We start from the raw sequence: 18029 nt of genomic DNA on the forward strand, positions 1-18029 counted from the left end.
CCTTCCTTTTTATTTATCGTATTTTTGAATGCCATTCCTGTAAGGATTTTATTTCATCATCGCCATTTTGGGATACATTCTTTATACCTTCTACTGCTGCCTTTGCCCCTGTTATGGTGGTAATATAGGCAACCTGTGCCTTTATGGCTGTTTTTCTAAGATAGCTGTCGTCATGGATGCTTTCTTTGCCACTTGGAGTATTTATTACCAGGTCAATATCCTTGTTGGTTATCATATCCATTATATTCGGTCGTCCCTCATAGAGTTTTTTTACTTTTGTAACTTCTATGCCGGCTTCATTAATTTTGTCATAGGTCTGACCTGTTGCTACTATTTTAAAGCCTGCCTCTTTAAGCATTTTAGCAAGTTCCGGGGCTTCGTCTTTATCTTTTCTATTAAGAGAAATAAGGGCACATCCACTTAAAGGTAGGGTCTGGTTTGCAGCTTCTTGAGCCTTATAAAAAGCTTCTGAATTAGTATTTGATATTCCCAAAACCTCTCCTGTTGAACGCATTTCCGGACCAAGTACCGGGTCAACTTCCGGAAACATATTAAATGGAAAAACTGCCTCTTTTACCCCGTAGTATGGTATTTCTTTTTCTTTTAATTCTTTTAAAGGTGAAGTTCTTCCTGTAAACTGAGCAGTTAATATATCAACAGCCAATGGTACCATTCTTATTCCACATACCTTTGAAACCAATGGCACTGTACGGGATGCCCTTGGATTTGCCTCTATTACAAATACCTTGTCATTTTCAATGGCATATTGTATATTCATTAATCCCACAACATTCATTTCTTCAGCGATTTTTTTGGTATAATCCTTTATTATTTCAAGATTTTTTGGTGAAATATGCTTTGATGGAATGATGCAGGCGGAATCTCCGGAATGTATTCCTGCCAGTTCTATATGCTCCATTACTGCAGGTACAAAGGCTGTTTTTCCATCGCTTATGGCATCAGCTTCACATTCTAAGGCGTGGTTTAAAAATCTGTCTATAAGTATAGGTCTGTCAGGAGTTACACCTATAGCTTTATCCATATAATCTTTTAAGCTTTCATCGTCATAAACCACTTCCATTCCCCTTCCTCCAAGGACGAAGGACGGACGAACCATTACCGGATAGCCGATTTGACCTGCTGCCTTTAAGGCTTCTTCAATGGTTGATGCCATAGCTGCCTCAGGCATTGGTATCCCCAGTTTATCCATTACATTTCTAAACTGGTCTCTGTCTTCTGCTAAAGCTATTACCTCAGGAGTGGTTCCCAATATGTTTACACCGTTTTTCTTAAGGCTTTCAGCCAAATTTAATGGAGTCTGACCTCCAAACTGGGCAATTACCCCTACAGGTTTTTCTTTTTTATAGATACTTAATACATCTTCTAAGGTAAGGGGCTCAAAATATAATTTATCCGAGGTATCGTAATCTGTTGAAACGGTTTCAGGATTACAGTTTACTATTATTGTTTCAAAGCCCAGCTTTTTAAGGGATTTGGCAGCATGAACGCAGCAATAGTCAAATTCTATACCCTGACCTATTCTGTTTGGACCTCCTCCAAGTATCATTACTTTTTTCTTTTCATTTTGTACAGGATTATTGTCCTTGCCATTGTAGGTGGAATAAAAATATGAGCTGTCTTTTGTTCCACTTACATGAACCTTATCCCAGTTTTCCGTTATCCCCAGTTCTTCTCTTTTATTTCTAATGTCATCTTCAGAAATTTCCAGAATTTTGGCTAAATATTTATCTGAAAAGCCGTCTTTTTTTGCCTGTATTAAAGCATCATCTGATGGGAGTTTTCCCTTATTTAAAAGAAGTTTTTCCTCTTCCTCTACAAGCTCTTTCATTTCTTTAATGAAGAATTTTTTTACTTTTGTTATGTCATAGATTTCATCTACTGTGGCACCTTTTCTAAGGGCTTCATACATTTGAAAATGTCTTAAGCTTGAAGGGGTTATAAGCTCTTTTAATAATTCTTCTTTGGACAATTCATTTAAATTTTTTACAAAACCTAAGCCGTAGCAGTCTTTTTCCAAGGAGCGAATGGCTTTTTGGAAGGCTTCTTTGTAATTTTTTCCTATGCTCATTACTTCTCCCACGGCTCTCATTTGGGTGCCCAGGCGGTCTTGTACATTTTTGAATTTTTCAAAGGCCCAGCGGGCAAATTTTACTACTACATAATCCCCGTCCGGCTTATATTTATCAAGACTTCCATATTTTCCGCAGGAAATTTCTTTTAGGGTAAGTCCTGTGGCTAACTGTGCCGAAACATGGGCAATTGGAAAGCCTGTTGCCTTTGAGGCAAGGGCAGAGGAACGGGATGTTCTTGGGTTTATTTCTATTACTATTACTCTATCAGATACAGGATCATGGGCAAACTGTACATTGGTTCCCCCGATAACACCGATATGCTCAACTATTTTATAGGCCTGCTCCCTAAGTTTTTCTTCTAATTTTTTGTCAATTGTTAAAAATGGTGCCGTACAAAATGAATCTCCTGTATGCATACCCACAGGGTCAACATTTTCTATAAAGCAAATGGTTATCATGTTATTATCTTTATCTCTTACAACTTCAAGTTCTAACTCTTCCCAGCCTAAAATGGACTCTTCTACCAAAACCTGACCGATAAGGCTGGCCTTTAAGCCCCTTTCGCAAACTGTTTTTAACTCTTCTTTATTGTAAACCAGTCCGCCACCGGCTCCCCCCATGGTGTAGGCAGGTCTTAATACCACAGGATATCCAAGTTCTTTTGCTATGTTTAAGGCTTCTTCCACAGAATAGGCTTCCTTGCTTCTTGCCATTTCTATGCCCAGCTTATTCATTGTGTCCTTAAATTCGATACGGTCTTCTCCCCGCTCTATGGCATCTACCTGAACTCCAATTACTTTTACATTGTATTTATCAAGGATACCTTCTTTATATAATTGAGAACAAAGATTTAAGCCTGACTGTCCTCCCAGGTTTGGAAGCAGGGCATCCGGCTTTTCTTTTTTTATAATTTGCTCTAATCTTTTTACATTTAAGGGCTCTATGTAGGTAATATCCGCCATCTCAGGGTCTGTCATAATGGTGGCAGGATTGGAATTTACCAGTACTGTTTCGTAACCTAAGCTTCTTAATGCTTTTAAAGCCTGGGTTCCGGAATAGTCAAATTCACAGGCCTGGCCTATAATAATAGGGCCTGAGCCGATAATGAGAACTTTTTTTATATCTTTTCTTTGTGGCATTTTTCTCTCCTTTTTGTAAAATTTTCTTTTTTTAAGGTATTGATGTGTATTAATCAAAAATTTCTTTAATTATAACATAATATTTATACATTATTCGGAGTAAGTTTCCTTTTGTTTAAAAGAGTTAATACTTTATGCCTTTTTTCATGGTCAGAGTGAAAAAATTTATAGAAAATTTAAAAAATATCCCCCCTTGTGGCTTAAATTCCCAAATATTATCTGATATTATTTTGTCAGTGCAAAAAATATTGCATTAAGCCCGTAAGTATTTGGTGAAATTTTACAGCTTATACTTAATAAAGCTTACCTTTTGCCAATGCCCAATAACTAATTTAAAAATTTTTCCTATATAGTATGTGCATTTAACATTAAAAATGATTTTGCTTCTTTTTTAGGGAATTTTGGCAATTGCTTTGCTTTTAGGGTGGATTTCATTTTTACAAAAAGATGACAAGAACCGGATTTTGCTTTTTTCCTTTTTTTAGGTTTCTTTTAAAGATTGCCAGAAGGAAACCTAAGACTTAAGTTCTTAATCCAAAGGTTTTACGGTAAGTTTAATCCTGCTTACCTTGTAAGTGTCAATGTTTTCTTCGTCCTTATTGACATTTAAAATTATGTCCTGGCTGAATTTTCAGTCTAAATGAACTTAATCTATCTCACACACACATTTGGAATAAATGTAAATTTCCTAAACAATGAGTTTTGATTAACTTTTTCTTGCTACTTGTTAAGTCTTTTTGTTTAGTGAGTCAGTTTTGCTTCCACAATAAAAGTGGAAGCAAGACTACTCACTATTTTTTTCTCACAAATGAAGAAAAAGGACATATTGACACTGTTGTTATATTTTTTTCCCTGTTATCTGGTACATTTCCTCGTTGGATATTTTCTTTGTGACTTGAAGATATTTTCCGAAAATTTTAGAAAGTTCTTCTATTTCCATTAGGCCATTTGATACATGTTTTGCTATACCTTCATGGTGACTGTCTATTTTTTCTCTACTCATTGAGTGGGCAACTGTAAGGATTCCTCCCTCTAAGAGCTTATTTGACAGGCACAAAATCAGTCTGTCAGGGTCTGGAAAATGGGGAAAAGCATTATAAACTACTATGCAATCATATTTTTCTAAAACACACTCTTCCACATCGCCACAAATTAATTTAACCCCTGGCAGGTTTTCGTACTTTTTTTGGGCAAGTTCTATCATATTGGGAGATATGTCGATTCCCGTTACTTCTGATACTTGTCTTTTTATGTAATCTTTTATTAAGGTTCCGGTACCGCAGGCCACATCCAAAACTTTTTTTCCTTTAAATACACCGGCATTATCCAGTATTTTATTAACTTTTTTATCTGAACGAATTTCCATATCGTCCCATTGGTAAGCTAAATTGTCAAAAAAAGTTATTACATCTTGTTTTTTTATCATATTTTTTATCCCCTTATGAACTTGGAAAGATTAAGCTATAACCTTCTTTACTTAAAGAAAGAATTTGTGTCAATTTTTTGATATCCTCCAAAACTTGCCGGTTTTGAAAAGATTTCTTTGGCCATTTCCTTTCCTAAAAATGCTTTTGTTACTTCATTTGTTTTTTGGGTAATGTCAATGTCCTCAAATTTGTCCGGGTATACTGTTTTAGCAATGTACCAGGTGTTTATAAGGGCAGTTTCATAATTTGTATAATAAGCATTAAATGCCATTTCCAGATATACATTTCCCTCTTTCCATGCTTTCATTGTATCAAACATGGAAGGGTCTTCTTCATATAAAGGTTTTATATTTTTTACAGCTGCCGCATCTATAAACATAATGTCTGTATCTGCACCAAGGCTTACAAATTTTTCTGATTCTATTTCCTGGACTCCGTCTGCCTCTAATCCGGTAACTACATTTTTTACATTGGCAACCTTAAATGATACATAATTTTGTGCTGTCATTAAGTGATTTGTGGTTCCCCAATTTCCAAGACCGCAGATATAAACTGAAGGTTTTTCCTCTTCTTTAATATCTGAAGTTCTTTTTGTTATGTCTTCTTTTTCTTTAGTAATATAATTTACAAGACTTTCTGCCTTATCTTCTTTTTCAAAAATTTCTCCCAAAAGATTCATTGATTCAAAAAAAGCATCATCAAACACTCCCATAGGGCCGGTTTTTAAGGTAATTACCGGAACATTAAGCTGTTCTTGTAAAGCATCTTCTTTATCTGCATCTTCATATTCTGAAATTACTATGTCCGGTTTGCAGCTAAGGATTTTTTCTGCCTCTGCCGCCTGGGCATTTGGGCCTCCCACACCACAGGAAGGAAGTTGTGAAAATACTTCTTCATTAGCTATTACATAAGGACGGGCTACACCGTCAAACATTTGTGGTCTTTCACTTAGAGATGTATTGTCAATATCCTCCACACCTGAAAGCAGGGAAACATCACCAATGTAGCTGTACATACGAAGGGCTCCCGCACCTATGCATACTACTTTTTTGTAACTACCAGGATTTACTGTTACCTTTCTTCCAATCATGTCAGTTACTTCAGTTTCTGAAGTTTCATCTGCATTGGCTGTGGTAGGAGTTTTTTCGTCTGATAAAGCAGTAGCTTTTTCATTATTTCCACATGCCGTTAAAGCAATAATTGTTAAAATTGTTAAAATAATTGATATAAGTTTTTTATTTTTCATTTTCTCCTCCAATAATTAATTTTTCACCGTCTATATCTATAATCCTTACCTTTATATTAAAGGTTTCTTTTATCATATCCGGCGTGATTTCATCTTTTTTCACATCATAAATGATTTTTCCCTCTTTCAGAAAAAAAAGCCTGTCCCCTAAAAAGGTCGCCTGGTTTAAATCATGTAATGAAGTTAAGATGGTAATGTTTAATTCTTTTGCAAGTTTTTTTGCCTCTTTTAGAATCAGTTGCTCATTGGCAATGTCAAGATTACCCGTGGGCTCATCAAAAATAAGCATTTCAGGCTCAGCTGCCATGGCTCTTGCAATGGCAATTTTCTGCCTTTCTCCCCCGGATAATTCATTAACATTTTTAGCGGCTAATTTTTCAAGGCGCATTTTTTTTATGACCTCGCAGACTTTTTTGTGGTCATTTTCTGATACCCTATAGCCAAAACAGGATATTCTGCCGGTCATTATAGTGTCATAAACACTAAGGGCTCCATATCTTATATTCTGAGGAACATAGCCGATATATTTTGCCCTTTCCACTTCTTTTAGCTTACTCATCTCCTTTTCATCAAACAAAATCTCTCCGGACACAGGTTTTTCTATCCCTAAAATGTTTTTAAAAAGAGTAGTCTTTCCTGCACCATTTTCTCCCAAAAGAATACCGATTTCTCCCGGTTTAAGTTTTAAATTTACCCCCTTTAAAATGTCATTTCCTTTCTTTTTGTATCTAAAGACGAGATTTTTTATTTCAAACATTAATAATCCCTCCTTTTTGAAAAAATTATAAAAAGGAAAAAAGGTGCTCCCAAAAGTGAGGTAATAGCACCTACCGGCAATGCAGAACCATTTCCAAGGGTTCTTGAAAAGGTATCTGAGAGAAGTAAAATCAAACTTCCGGTTAATGCAGAAACAGGAATTGTTATGCGATGGTCCTGTCCAAATATTTTTTTTGTAATATGTGGAGCTATTATTCCTATGAAACCTATTATTCCCAGAAATGAAACACACACAGCAGTCAACAATGAAGCTAAAAGCATTGACAAAAACCTGAGCCTGTTTACATTTATTCCAACTGACTTTGCAACCTGATCGCCACTTAGTACAGCATTATATTTCCAGGATAGAAATGAAAAAACGATTATTGCTATTACAACAACTAAAGACATTATCAAATCCACCTTGTAAGTGGCTCGTCCAAGATCCCCAAAATTCCAGATTACAGCCGCCGAAATACCTACATCTGTTGCAAAAAACTGCAATACAGTTGTGGCTGCCGTCCATATGGAGCCAATGGCAATCCCGGCTAAAACTACTATCCCCGGTAAAAAGGCTCTGATACGGCAAAGACCCAGAATTAAAAAAATAGAAAATACACAAAAAGCAAAAGCCACTAAAGAAGTGGCATAAGGGTTAGCTGAGGTCTGATAATTAGACAAATTGTTTCCAACATTTAAAAATCCCCCTGCAAAGGCTATAATGGATAAATTTGCTCCAAAAACAGCTGCATTTGAAACTCCCAGCGTAGAAGGAGATGCCATGGGATTGTTTAAAACAGTCTGCATAATGAGTCCAGAAAGTGACAAGCCTGCCCCTGCGACTATAGCAGCCATTATTCTTGGAATTCTGATATTCCAGATTATTCTGCCATTTATTGCGTCGCCTTTAAAAATAAGTGTATCTGTCACATCTTTTACGGTCATATTAGATGAGCCTGTAAACAAACTTACTATTGCCAAAAATATTACTGCTAAAACTACAAATGTTATTACTGTAATGTTCCTGTTTCTGTTTTGTTTATAAATATTCTCATACATAAGACTCAATATAGCAAATCACTTTTTCACCCACAAGCCCCACAGGGGGATAATAAATATATAATTTTAATCATTTAAATTATAAAAAATAAGCAACTTATTAAAGTATTTTCACTTACACTATCTTCAATCTACCTCCCATTCTGCATAAGAATTCATTATTTATGGTTTCTGAATTATCTGCCACTACTACTGATTGTATTTCTTCTCCAGCATCTTTTCCTACTAATGTTACGATGCTTCCACATTTTGCCATTGGAATGTCCGTAATATCTATTATTAACTGATCCATGCATATTTTTCCAATAACTGCTGCCTTTTTACCTGATACAAGTACATAATTATCGCAAAAGGATAAATTTCTGGGATATCCATCTCCATATCCAAGGGGAACTACGGCGATTTTACTATCTTGTTGTGCCACAAAGGCTCTGCCATAGCCTACACTTTCTCCCGCCTTTATATTTCTGGTTAATACTATTTTTGATCTTAATGAAAGGACAGGTTTTAAATCAAGCTTAAGCTTTGTTTTATCCTTTGGTGAGCTTAAGACTCCGTAAAGGCAGATTCCCGCTCTAACATAATCACATTCTATTTCCGGATAATTTAAAAATCCATAACTGCTTTGTATATGGGTTTTTGGCTTTTGACCATTTTCTTTAAGATAGTTAGTTACCTCAAAGAATCTTTTTATCTGTAATTTTGTAAATTCCACATCGCTTTCTTCGTAACTGTCTGCCACACACAAATGAGAAAATATTCCATCAATTTTAAGATTTTTCATGGAAAATGCCTTTAATATTTTTTCTTTATCCTGATAGGAAAATCCCAGTCTGTGCATACCGGTATCCACCTTTAGGTGGGTTTTTACCTTGTAACCTTGTTCATTAAGTTTTTTAGCATAGTCATAATCAATAAGAGACTGGGTAATATCATACTTTGAAAGTCTTTTTGCCTCCAGTGGTGAGGTGTAGCCAAGTATTAATATTTCTCCTTTTACTCCGTAATTTCTTAAACTTATAGCCTCATCAATTGTTGCCACTGCAAAGGCAGATACCCCCATTTTACAAAGGTTTGTGGCAATTTCAAAGTCTCCGTGTCCATAGGCATTTGCCTTTACTACTGCCATTAACTTAGCTTTTTTAGGCATTGCCTTTTTTATTTCCCTTACATTTGACTTTAAATTTTTAATATTTATTTCAAGATAAGCCCTGTCTTTTAGAGATTCTCGGTTTTTATTTTCAGATTTAAGTTTTTTTCTTATCTTATCCACAAACAAGGCGAATATTATTGACAGTACGCAAACTTCAAAATAGAATAAAAGGCTATTTTCTATTAGGATTTTTAGAGCTGTTATTTTTGAAATAAGTCTTATGAAAACTATCATTAATGGATGAATAATATAAACAATAAGACTAATCCTTCCCAGACCTTTTAAACGTTTTTTCCTGAAATTTAAAAGAAAGTTGAACAAAAACCACATACAAGGAATCAGGAAAATATACATGGCATCATGTCTTTTTAAATTAAGATTGTTTATAATAAGAGCTTCTATAAGCATTAAAGTAAAAAAGATTCCAAAACCTATAAGGCTTTTTTTAAGAGAAATAATCTTTTCTTTATCACTTATATATCCCCCCAGCAAAAAAAATACCGGAGCAAAAAACAATCCGTTTCTTGTGTAATCACTTACCTGAAATATTAAATCATAAAAGGATTTTAATACCGGGATTTTACATGCCAGATTATAATAACTGTCTCCCATTAAACCCAAAATGTATAAAATTAAAAGTATTATAAAGGATTTTTGATAATCAAATTTCTTTAAAAGATACCAGACAAGGCTTGCTGCCATAATTGATGCCGGAAGATACCACAAATGATACATGGTTCCGTCAAATACTGTATCTTTTATTATATTTGGCAAAAGATTATCCACTTTAAAATAGCCTGTATAAATATTTAAAGGTATATAAATTATTATGGCTATGGCATAATAAAAGGCTGTCTTTTTTTGAAAATTTATTAAATTGCTGTCATCTTTTCTATATCTTGTAATGAGGAAAAATCCTGTGGTCATAAAAAAGAAGGGAACTGCAAGGCGACCTATAACCCTTTCTAATATTAAATTTCCCGTTTCTGTGTAGGTTATAAGAGGAGCAGTGTGTATTGCTACAATTAACAGTGCAGCTATTATTCTAAAATAATCTATTGCTATATATTTTTCTTTTTTAAGCATTTTCTCTCCCCCAAAGTGTTATTATAAAGCCATCAACATTGTTTCCGGAAAGCTCATAATTTAAGCCTTCCGGAATCTGTAACAAGGTCTTATCTTTCTTTGCAGGAAGGAAATATATTTCAAAAGTTTCTTCTTTGCTGTTTTTAAATATATATTTTTTTTCATTGTCATATTCTTTTATAAAATCAATGTATTCTTCAAGACAAAAACCTTTTTCTTTTATTATTTTTGAATGGGGATATCCCAGATATCTAAAATGCCATGGCTCTTTTGATATTTTTGTTATTTCTTCTTTTTCTTTTTGATAACGCTCAATAAAACCGTAATCACAGGCAAGTTTTCGAAATTCTTCACATATTCCATCATAAGGAAAATCAGGACAAATAAAGTCTATCTCCTCTTTTTTTAATCCTAAATCTATAGCTAAACCTGTATGATGTTCACTGCAACCTGGAATGGCAACATATTTTCTTGTAAATTCTTCGCCACTTTCTCTTATAGAATCATTCCAGATATTTTTTTGTTCTTCTAAGGAGCGATAGCCACTTACATATACTATCTTCCCCTTAGCTGATATTTTTTTTATTATTTTTTCTAATATATCAACTACATCATTTTTTAAATAAATATCAGAATCTTCTAGAGGTTTTAAATCATTTATTTCAAATTTTTTAAGAGGATAATACTCATTTACAAGAATTAGATTTCCTTTGTATATATCTTTGTTTTCTAAAATAATTTCTCTAATCATTTCAAATAAAGATCTATCAGCTTTTCAATGGTTTCTTCAAAGGACAGACCTGCTCCTTTCATCATATTTGGAAAACGGCTATGACTGGTAAATCCCGGAATAGTATTTACCTCGTTAAATACTATCTGGCCTTCTTTTGTATAAAACATATCTACTCTTGCAAAGCCTTTACAGCCTAATGCTCTGTATATTTTTACAGCTGTATCCTGTATTCTTTTTTCAGTTTTTGCATCTATTCTTGCAGGCATATGAATCTTTGAGGTTTTTAGGGTATATTTTTCTGTATAATCAAAAAATCCACTGGATAATTCTATTTCATCTACTCTTCCCACAATCAGCTCATCTATTCCAAGTATTCCGCATCCTACTTCAAATCCTTCAATGTTTTCTTCTACAATTACCAAGTTGTCGTGTTCTAAGGCTAAATTTATGGCATTTTCTAATTCATCCTTTCCTAAAACCTTTGTTATTCCAAAGGATGAGCCTGCCCTTACAGGTTTTACAAATACCGGAAAGTCCAGTTCTTCTTCTATTTGTCTTATTGCTTTATCCTTATTTATTTCATTAAAGGTAATTGATTTTGGAACTTTTATATTTTCTAAGCTTACTATTTTATGGGCTTTATCCTTGTCCATGCAAAGAGCCGAAGATAAAGTATCGCACCCGGCTACAGGTATTTGTGCCAGTTCAAACATTCCTTGTAAGGTTCCATCTTCTCCGTTTTTTCCATGTAAAATAGGAATAACTAAATCAATGGAAATTATATTTATTTTGTCCTTATCAAATTCTAAAAATCCTTTATTACAAGGATTTAAGGATACCGATACTTCTTTTAGATTTTCAATATCTTCTAACCATTCATCTTTTGCTATTTTTTTCATTTCTCCGGTATAGTGAAACCACTTACCGCTTCTGCTTATTCCAATGGGAAGTATTTCGTATTTTTCACCATTAATATTTTCCATAACTGATGATGCTGACTGTAATGACACTTCATATTCTGAGGAATTACCTCCAAAAATTACTGCTATATTTTTTTTCTTCATTTTTTTCTCCCTTTCTTTGTACGGATTTATAATTGCAAAAATATTTTTCTTGCTTTCATAATTAAATTCTAGCAACAACAAAAGAATTCTTTATTATCAAAAATAAAAGGTTTCTTGTAATTTTTTTTAAGATTTTCTTATTTTATCTCTCTATTTTTTGCAAACGCCTTTATTTTTCTGATTTTATCGAGGGATTTCTTATTTTTGATATATTAAATATTTTTGTGAACAATATGAGATTTTTTTTATTATTTGTTATCTATTTGATTTTTGTCTAATTTATTAAATTTATATATTTGTGCTTAATAATTATCAATTAATTATTGATATATTCCGAAATATATTACGGAATTTCTAAAAATAAAAGGTTAAGGGAGTAAATGTGGAAAATGAAAATTATGATTATTGATGAGGATTTGGATGCGCGTCTGAATATCAAATGTTTTATGGAAAATGCTGATAATGAGGTAGTTGCGGAGGGAACGGACGGTTTTGATGCCATTTATCTTTCAAGGCAGTTTAATCCTGAAGTTACCATATTTGATGTTGAAACGCCTGTGGCAGAGGATTTCAACGCTCTTAGGGTTATTCATGAGGAAAAAAACAGTAAGGCTATTGTTCTTATGACTTCTTCTTACGACAGTAGTCTTTTGTCAAAGGCTAAGGATTTAGGGGTTTTGGGATATCTTGTTAAGCCTGTAAGTAATGCCCAGACTCTTGTTTCTACCTGTGAAATCGCCTTGTCCAATGCCCTTAAGCTGGAAAAAATTCAGCATGATTTATCTCTTATGGAAAAAAGGCTGGCTGACAGGAAGGTTATTGAAAAAGCCAAGGGTTATCTTATGAAAGCCGAGTGTCTTTCTGAGGATCATGCCTATAAAAAAATAAGATTATTAAGTATGGAGAAGAAATGCTCCATGGGAACTGTTTCAGAGATTATATTAAAAAACTGCGGTGAAATCTGCTAGTTTTTTCTCCTAAAAAAGGCTTTAGATGAACAAATCTAAAGCTTTTTTATATGAAAATTGCTGAAACGGCAAGTTCGTATTCTGGAAGTTTGTTGGAACACCAGATTAGTTTTATATCAAAGAAATCTTTAAGTATTTTTGCTATATCAAATCCAAAGGCTGTTATGGAATATCTTCTATACATTGGATATCTGCAGGGCTTGTTTTCTAATCTGTGACAGCTTTTACAGTTTAGACATCTTCCTGCTATTAACATTCTGGAATTTTCTAGATTTTCTTCTAAGTCATACATGGCTGTTGCTATCTGACCTTTTACTTTTTCATAGCTTTCTTCCCTGATTTTTTTAATTTCTTCTAAATCCGGCTCTTTTTTCTCCAGATTATTTAAATAGGTGACTTTGGTTACGATGAAAATACCTGTATTATAAGCTTCTAAGTAGCATGCTGCATCAGGTGTTCCCGGAGGGCATGACCAGGCTTTGTTATAGTAGGGACAAAACTTACAAGCCTTAGTTACATCTGTTTTCATCATATACTCACTTAGTATTTTTTCTTTTTTAATTGCCTTTACAAATACTTTTGCATCGTAATCCATAAGTCACCTTTTCCTTTATTTTTATGCTAAATCTGCCCAGTTTGCCGGATATACGAAATATGCATATCTGGTTTTATTCGGTGTCTGGAAATGAATATGGGTGTTTTTTGGAATGTATATTATTTCACCCGGTCCTGCTGATACGACTCTTCCGTCTACTTCTATCTCTAATGTTCCGTCTATTACCATGTCGTATTCATCATAGGTAAGGGTCCATTCAAAGCTTGTATGATCAAGCTCCATTATGCCACATCCCATTCTCGGGGCTTCTTCTAAGGTAAGTACATCTTTTAGTGCCACACCTTCCTGTTCAAAAGGCTCGCATTTTACCGTGGAAGTTGCCACTTTTATTATTCCGCTTTTATCTTTTTCTTTGACAAAATCTTCTTCCTTTTTACAAGAACAAGAAACTGACTCTGTCAAAACTTTTTTTACTATTTCACGAATAAGTTCTTCACTTACATTCATTACGACTTCTCCTTTCTTAAGCTTTTTCTTTTACCTTATCAAGAAGTTTAGGAGAAAGTATATTTGCAAGTATCAAAGCTGTTATACCGGCTACTAATTTACCCACTATAACCGGGAATATCATGTCTGAATTTACACCGGCAGTAAATCCTAAGTGATCTCCAAATACAAAGGCCGCACTTACAGCAAAAGCGACATTCAATAATTTTCCTTTTGGATTCATTTCTCCCATTATATTAAACATGGCAATGTTGTTGGCAAGGTTTGCAACCAGTCCGGCTGAACCTTTTTCATCCATGCCAAGTTTGCTTCCGATGGCATTTAATGCTTTTCCGAATGTATTGGTTATCCATTTAACCATTGGGAATGCTCCGATTAATACTATTGAAATCTGACCACAGGTTAAAAGTCCGGACTCTAAAGGTACTACCCCGTCTGCATCTGCTTCTACCATGATGTTCATTAACGGGAATTTTATTCCTGTTTCATATTCAAATACTGCTATTGCTGTGAATATGGTAATTATTATGGTTACGGCATTACCAAAATGGTTGAATCCGTTTATCATTTTGTCCGGAATTACCCATAAACCTACTACGATTAATCCTGCAATTACAATAACCGGAATAAGGTTTATTACTATTGTAAGTATGTCAATTTTATATTTTGTTATGTTCATAACAAGTCCACCACAAATACATCCTATAGGTACTGTTATAAGACCGGCTAATATACCTGCTCCAAGGTATGGTCTGTCTTCTTTTTTTATGATGGATAAAGCTACCGGGATTGTAAATACTATAGTTGGTCCCATCATTGTTCCTAAGATAAGACCTGAGAAGTTACCTATTGTTTCATTTCCCGCCATACTCATGGCAAGAGGATAACCACCCATGTCACAGGCTAAAAGGGTTGTGGCAAACATGGAAGGGTCTGCTCCAACAAGCTGATATATAGGTACAATAATTGGTGAAAGCAATAAGCTAAGTACCGGTGCTGCTGCAACTACACCTGCCATTGCTATTGCAAGAGGTCCCATAGCATTAAAGCCTTCTTCAAATTCCTGGCCGTAGCCTTTTTTATTTCCAAGAATTCTGTCTACGGCTCCTACTAACATAAATATCATCATTATAAAAATGATTATCTTATTTACTGACAAATCGCCTATCCATTCATTAAAGCTGTCAGTAAAGGCACTGACATTGGTCAATTCTTTTACCAAATCATCAAACATAAAACTACCTCCTATTTTTCTAAAGAAGTGAGTCAAACACCTGCTTTGAAGGTCTTGGAATAACTGTACTTTGAACGAATAATTCTCTGTTTTCGCTGGCTGCTTTTACAGCTGCTCTTACTGCTCCTACATCTCCTGTGATTGTAAAGAAGCCTTTACCACCTATTGCATAACCGGTTCTTACTTCTATAAGTTTTACCTGAGCTGCCTTTACGGCATCATCTGCCGCTAATATGGCTGAAGCTATGGAATAAAATTCCACTACTCCCACTGCACCTCTTTCGTCTATTGTAGCTGAGCCGGTAAGTGCCGGTATAAGCTGCTCATGCACATTTGATATTTGAAGCGTATCTACAACATATTCCGCTCCCTGAAGTATTCCTTCTTTCATGGATGCTTTTACATCTCCGGTGTCTCCTCCTACTATTATCATATATTTTCCAGGGCAGACAGTAGATGATTTAAGCAAATCCACCTGGGCTGCTTTTACCATGTAATCACTGGTCTCTATCCCCCTGGCTATACTTGAAAGTTCTACCATTCCGATTGATTTGCTCAAAGATTATCCCCCCTTTTACTTATTACTATTTTTGTATCTGTTACATCTGTTACAAGTCCATCTATTCCACAATGTATATTTGCGGAAAGTCCCTCAGCCGCTTTTGCAACTAAATCTCCCTTATTTACGCTGTCTCCTTTTGAAACCACGGCAGATGCCGGTTTTCCGATATGCTGTGAAAGAGGAATTATGCATTCTTCCGGCTCAAATTCTATTAAATCATTTGGACTTTTATGGGTGTCATATTCTGACAATCCAAGTCTTGCTATAAGCCTTTCAGTAGGTATTTTGTGTATATCTACACCGCTTCTTGCCTGAGGGGATGTATTTTTTGGAACATCTATCCCCCTTTGTCTTAATTTGCCCTTAATGTATTCATTCATTCTTCTAGGAGATAATCCCATAGGACAAGAAAACATCTCACAAGCTCCACAAGAGCAGCAATTTGCGGCACTTCCAAATATTTCAAGGTAACTGTCATTGTCTGTTATGTTTTCTTCTCTCCAGACATTTCGCATAACCTTGTTTGGAAATACATCATGACCTATCAGATATCTTGGACATAAATCTGTACACATTCTGCATTGTATACATACGCTGGCTGCCTGTCTTATCATGGTTCTTAAAGGTAAATTAGACCTTCTTACAAGGTAATGGTCTGATGGAATAACTAAAAGATTTCCCGTTGTTTTTGTCACAACAGCTTCTTCTATCGCCTTCTTATCTGAAAGCATTTTGCCCATCATTGGTCCTCCCATTATGACACTGTAATCTTTCGGTCTTATATTTACTTTTTCTAAAATCTTTAAAACAGGTGTGCCCACTGGAACATGAAACATTTTTATCTCATTTACATCTCCGGTAACTGAAAGGTATTTCCAGTCCACAGGCTTTCCTTCTAAGGCATCTGCAACTGAAAGAACTGTTCCTACATTTGATACCACACATCCCACATCCAAAGGCAATCCCCTTTCAGGAACGCTTCTTCTTGTGACCTGCTCTACTAATGACTGCTCATCTCCTGCAGGATAAAATGTCCTTATTTTGAATATTGTTACATTACTGTTTAATTCTTTTATTGCCTCTTCTACGGCTTTTATTTCCTCATGGTAATGATCTTTTAATACAATAACCGGTTTATCGGCGTTTAAATGAGCTGCAATTTTTCCTACGGTATCCACAAGCCTTTGGGCCTGACTTCTGCATAAATATTTATCCGTCTCTATAAGCGGTTCACATTCAGCGGCATTTACAAGAAAATACTCACTTTGGGCCTTTAACTTTATATGAGTTGGAAATCCGGCTCCACCGGCTCCTACTACTCCACAAGCCTCAACCGCCTCTAATAATTCCATAACATCACCGCCCTTTTTTATTATTTTTTATGACTAATCCAGAAGACTTTCATCTATATCAGATCCATCTACTATAGCTACCACGGTAGCATCAACAGGGATTTCCCTGCTTCCGGCAGCTCCTCTTGCAGAGCTGCCTTGTACATATATTACTGTTTCCCCAACTCCTGCATCTATAATGTCTGCTGCTATTATAGGGGAGCCTTCAGGAAAACTTTTAAGCAGGTTTATTGGTTGTAGTACAAGAAGTTTTAAGCCTTCTAATTTGTCTTCTTTTCTGGTTGCCCAGATATTTCCAATTACTTTGGCTACTTTCATAGGCCTATCCATTTCCAAGAGGCTTTCTTATAATTTCTATTTTGTGCCTCTTTGCGTATTCTTTTGCAAGGTCTGTCATTATGGCTCTTTCGTCAATACATACTACGAGTGCGCTTTCTGTATTTACTAAAACCATATCTCTTTCATTTATTACATGTTTTTTTAGAGTTACAACTTTACTGTCTTTTTCATCCTCGTCACATTTTTTTTCTTTAATCTCTTTTGGAGGACGCAAGCTGCAACACTTAGGGTTTTGTGTCTGTCCGTCCAATATAGCAGATTGAAGCTGGTCAAAAGGAAGTATAACCACCCCGCTTCTTGATAACAAAGTTATTAATTTATTTAATTTGTCATAATAAGCGTGGAAGGCTGTATCCTTATAGCTGTAAAGCTCCACTACTTCTCTTGGAATAAATACTTTTTTTCCTAAAAGAAGGGCTTTGCTAAACAGTTTTGTATATCCATCATCTGTTATACCATTTGCTATTTTCCCTAAGTCTTCATTTGTAAGGTTATAGGCTATAACTGCTTCATATTCAGATAAATCACAGTTATATCCCATTTCTTTTGCACTGTCTTTTTTGTAATACTCGCCTAATTTCTGGCATTTTAAAGTCTGATTTACAAATTCACATTCTTCTTTTGCAAGAAGCAGGATTTTTGCCTTATCATCAGCTTCATTTGCCTGGTTTTCACCGGCGAGCTCGTTAATTTTTGCCTGCACTCTTTTTGTTATCTCATTAACGAGTGCGTCCATATCCATGCCAAATTCCTCC

At 35.0% G+C, this 18029-nt stretch carries 16 protein-coding genes; 1 reads left to right on the forward strand and 15 read right to left on the reverse strand.

Annotated elements, in window-relative coordinates; all coding sequences use genetic code 11:
* Positions 1 to 13: 13 nt before the first annotated feature.
* From carB to vanG, 8 genes are all read right to left on the reverse strand, one after another.
* Positions 14 to 3232 (reverse strand): carbamoyl-phosphate synthase large subunit, encoded by a 3219-nt coding sequence (gene carB, locus BM153_RS10800; RefSeq protein WP_092873634.1) that lies wholly within the window; start codon positions 3230 to 3232, stop codon positions 14 to 16.
* A gap of 838 nt (positions 3233 to 4070) precedes the next feature.
* Positions 4071 to 4658: a class I SAM-dependent DNA methyltransferase gene (locus BM153_RS10805; RefSeq protein ID WP_092873637.1), complete on the reverse strand. Its 588-nt coding sequence runs from the start codon at positions 4656 to 4658 to the stop codon at positions 4071 to 4073.
* 47 nt (positions 4659 to 4705) lie between these two features.
* Complete coding sequence (locus BM153_RS10810) at positions 4706 to 5905, reverse strand: ABC transporter substrate-binding protein (protein WP_092873640.1); 1200 nt, start codon at positions 5903 to 5905, stop codon at positions 4706 to 4708.
* On the reverse strand, positions 5895 to 6662 hold the full coding sequence (locus BM153_RS10815; RefSeq protein ID WP_092873643.1) for an ABC transporter ATP-binding protein: 768 nt from the start codon (positions 6660 to 6662) through the stop codon (positions 5895 to 5897). Before BM153_RS10815 ends, BM153_RS10810 begins: the two co-directional genes overlap by 11 nt.
* Positions 6662 to 7720 (reverse strand): FecCD family ABC transporter permease, encoded by a 1059-nt coding sequence (locus BM153_RS10820; protein WP_092873646.1) that lies wholly within the window; start codon positions 7718 to 7720, stop codon positions 6662 to 6664. The genes BM153_RS10815 and BM153_RS10820 overlap by 1 nt, the downstream gene beginning before the upstream one ends.
* A 115-nt stretch (positions 7721 to 7835) precedes the next feature.
* Entirely contained in the window at positions 7836 to 9959 is a 2124-nt protein-coding gene (vanT, locus tag BM153_RS10825) for a serine racemase VanT catalytic subunit (RefSeq protein WP_092873649.1), read from the reverse strand.
* Positions 9952 to 10710, reverse strand: a complete 759-nt coding sequence (locus tag BM153_RS10830; protein WP_092873652.1) for a M15 family metallopeptidase — start codon at positions 10708 to 10710, stop codon at positions 9952 to 9954. The genes vanT and BM153_RS10830 overlap by 8 nt, the downstream gene beginning before the upstream one ends.
* Positions 10707 to 11756, reverse strand: coding sequence for a D-alanine--D-serine ligase VanG (vanG, locus tag BM153_RS10835; RefSeq protein ID WP_092873655.1), 1050 nt, complete (start codon positions 11754 to 11756; stop codon positions 10707 to 10709). Before vanG ends, BM153_RS10830 begins: the two co-directional genes overlap by 4 nt.
* A 389-nt stretch (positions 11757 to 12145) precedes the next feature.
* Between vanG and BM153_RS10840 the strand changes: the two genes are divergently transcribed.
* On the forward strand, positions 12146 to 12724 hold the full coding sequence (locus BM153_RS10840; protein WP_177205646.1) for an ANTAR domain-containing response regulator: 579 nt from the start codon (positions 12146 to 12148) through the stop codon (positions 12722 to 12724).
* Positions 12725 to 12770: 46 nt separating this feature from the next.
* Here BM153_RS10840 and BM153_RS10845 read toward each other — a convergent pair whose 3' ends face one another.
* The 7 genes from BM153_RS10845 to BM153_RS10875 are packed head-to-tail and all read right to left on the reverse strand — an operon-like array spanning position 12771 to position 18016.
* Positions 12771 to 13319, reverse strand: coding sequence for a DUF2284 domain-containing protein (locus BM153_RS10845; protein ID WP_092873662.1), 549 nt, complete (start codon positions 13317 to 13319; stop codon positions 12771 to 12773).
* Positions 13320 to 13340: 21 nt separating this feature from the next.
* The gene (locus tag BM153_RS10850; RefSeq protein ID WP_092873665.1) at positions 13341 to 13787 is read right to left on the reverse strand and encodes a cupin domain-containing protein; all 447 of its coding nucleotides are present in this window, start codon (positions 13785 to 13787) and stop codon (positions 13341 to 13343) included.
* A gap of 16 nt (positions 13788 to 13803) precedes the next feature.
* Positions 13804 to 15021: an ethanolamine utilization protein EutH gene (locus BM153_RS10855; RefSeq protein ID WP_092873668.1), complete on the reverse strand. Its 1218-nt coding sequence runs from the start codon at positions 15019 to 15021 to the stop codon at positions 13804 to 13806.
* A gap of 19 nt (positions 15022 to 15040) precedes the next feature.
* Positions 15041 to 15580 carry a BMC domain-containing protein gene (locus tag BM153_RS10860; RefSeq protein ID WP_092873671.1) on the reverse strand — a complete coding sequence of 180 codons (540 nt, stop codon included), beginning with the start codon at positions 15578 to 15580 and terminating at the stop codon, positions 15041 to 15043.
* Positions 15577 to 16935, reverse strand: a complete 1359-nt coding sequence (locus BM153_RS10865; RefSeq protein ID WP_092873674.1) for a 4Fe-4S dicluster domain-containing protein — start codon at positions 16933 to 16935, stop codon at positions 15577 to 15579. Before BM153_RS10865 ends, BM153_RS10860 begins: the two co-directional genes overlap by 4 nt.
* Before the next feature lie 33 nt (positions 16936 to 16968).
* Positions 16969 to 17253, reverse strand: coding sequence for a EutN/CcmL family microcompartment protein (locus tag BM153_RS10870; protein WP_092873736.1), 285 nt, complete (start codon positions 17251 to 17253; stop codon positions 16969 to 16971).
* A gap of 4 nt (positions 17254 to 17257) precedes the next feature.
* Positions 17258 to 18016 carry a hypothetical protein gene (locus BM153_RS10875; RefSeq protein WP_092873677.1) on the reverse strand — a complete coding sequence of 253 codons (759 nt, stop codon included), beginning with the start codon at positions 18014 to 18016 and terminating at the stop codon, positions 17258 to 17260.
* Positions 18017 to 18029: the final 13 nt, after the last annotated feature.

Source organism: Acetitomaculum ruminis DSM 5522, from assembly GCF_900112085.1.
GTDB lineage: Bacteria > Bacillota > Clostridia > Lachnospirales > Lachnospiraceae > Acetitomaculum > Acetitomaculum ruminis.

Excerpts from the sequence above, each read along its gene's own strand:
- carB (WP_092873634.1), bottom strand. The coding sequence starts at position 3,232 with ATGCCACAAAGAAAAGATATAAAAAAAGTTCTCATTATCGGCTCAGGC.
- BM153_RS10805 (WP_092873637.1), bottom strand. The coding sequence starts at position 4,658 with ATGATAAAAAAACAAGATGTAATAACTTTTTTTGACAATTTAGCTTAC.
- BM153_RS10810 (WP_092873640.1), bottom strand. The coding sequence starts at position 5,905 with ATGAAAAATAAAAAACTTATATCAATTATTTTAACAATTTTAACAATT.
- BM153_RS10815 (WP_092873643.1), bottom strand. The coding sequence starts at position 6,662 with ATGTTTGAAATAAAAAATCTCGTCTTTAGATACAAAAAGAAAGGAAAT.
- BM153_RS10820 (WP_092873646.1), bottom strand. The coding sequence starts at position 7,720 with ATGTATGAGAATATTTATAAACAAAACAGAAACAGGAACATTACAGTA.
- vanT (WP_092873649.1), bottom strand. The coding sequence starts at position 9,959 with ATGCTTAAAAAAGAAAAATATATAGCAATAGATTATTTTAGAATAATA.
- BM153_RS10830 (WP_092873652.1), bottom strand. The coding sequence starts at position 10,710 with ATGATTAGAGAAATTATTTTAGAAAACAAAGATATATACAAAGGAAAT.
- vanG (WP_092873655.1), bottom strand. The coding sequence starts at position 11,756 with ATGAAGAAAAAAAATATAGCAGTAATTTTTGGAGGTAATTCCTCAGAA.
- BM153_RS10840 (WP_177205646.1), top strand. The coding sequence starts at position 12,146 with ATGAAAATTATGATTATTGATGAGGATTTGGATGCGCGTCTGAATATC.
- BM153_RS10845 (WP_092873662.1), bottom strand. The coding sequence starts at position 13,319 with ATGGATTACGATGCAAAAGTATTTGTAAAGGCAATTAAAAAAGAAAAA.
- BM153_RS10850 (WP_092873665.1), bottom strand. The coding sequence starts at position 13,787 with ATGAATGTAAGTGAAGAACTTATTCGTGAAATAGTAAAAAAAGTTTTG.
- BM153_RS10855 (WP_092873668.1), bottom strand. The coding sequence starts at position 15,021 with ATGTTTGATGATTTGGTAAAAGAATTGACCAATGTCAGTGCCTTTACT.
- BM153_RS10865 (WP_092873674.1), bottom strand. The coding sequence starts at position 16,935 with ATGGAATTATTAGAGGCGGTTGAGGCTTGTGGAGTAGTAGGAGCCGGT.
- BM153_RS10870 (WP_092873736.1), bottom strand. The coding sequence starts at position 17,253 with ATGAAAGTAGCCAAAGTAATTGGAAATATCTGGGCAACCAGAAAAGAA.
- BM153_RS10875 (WP_092873677.1), bottom strand. The coding sequence starts at position 18,016 with ATGGATATGGACGCACTCGTTAATGAGATAACAAAAAGAGTGCAGGCA.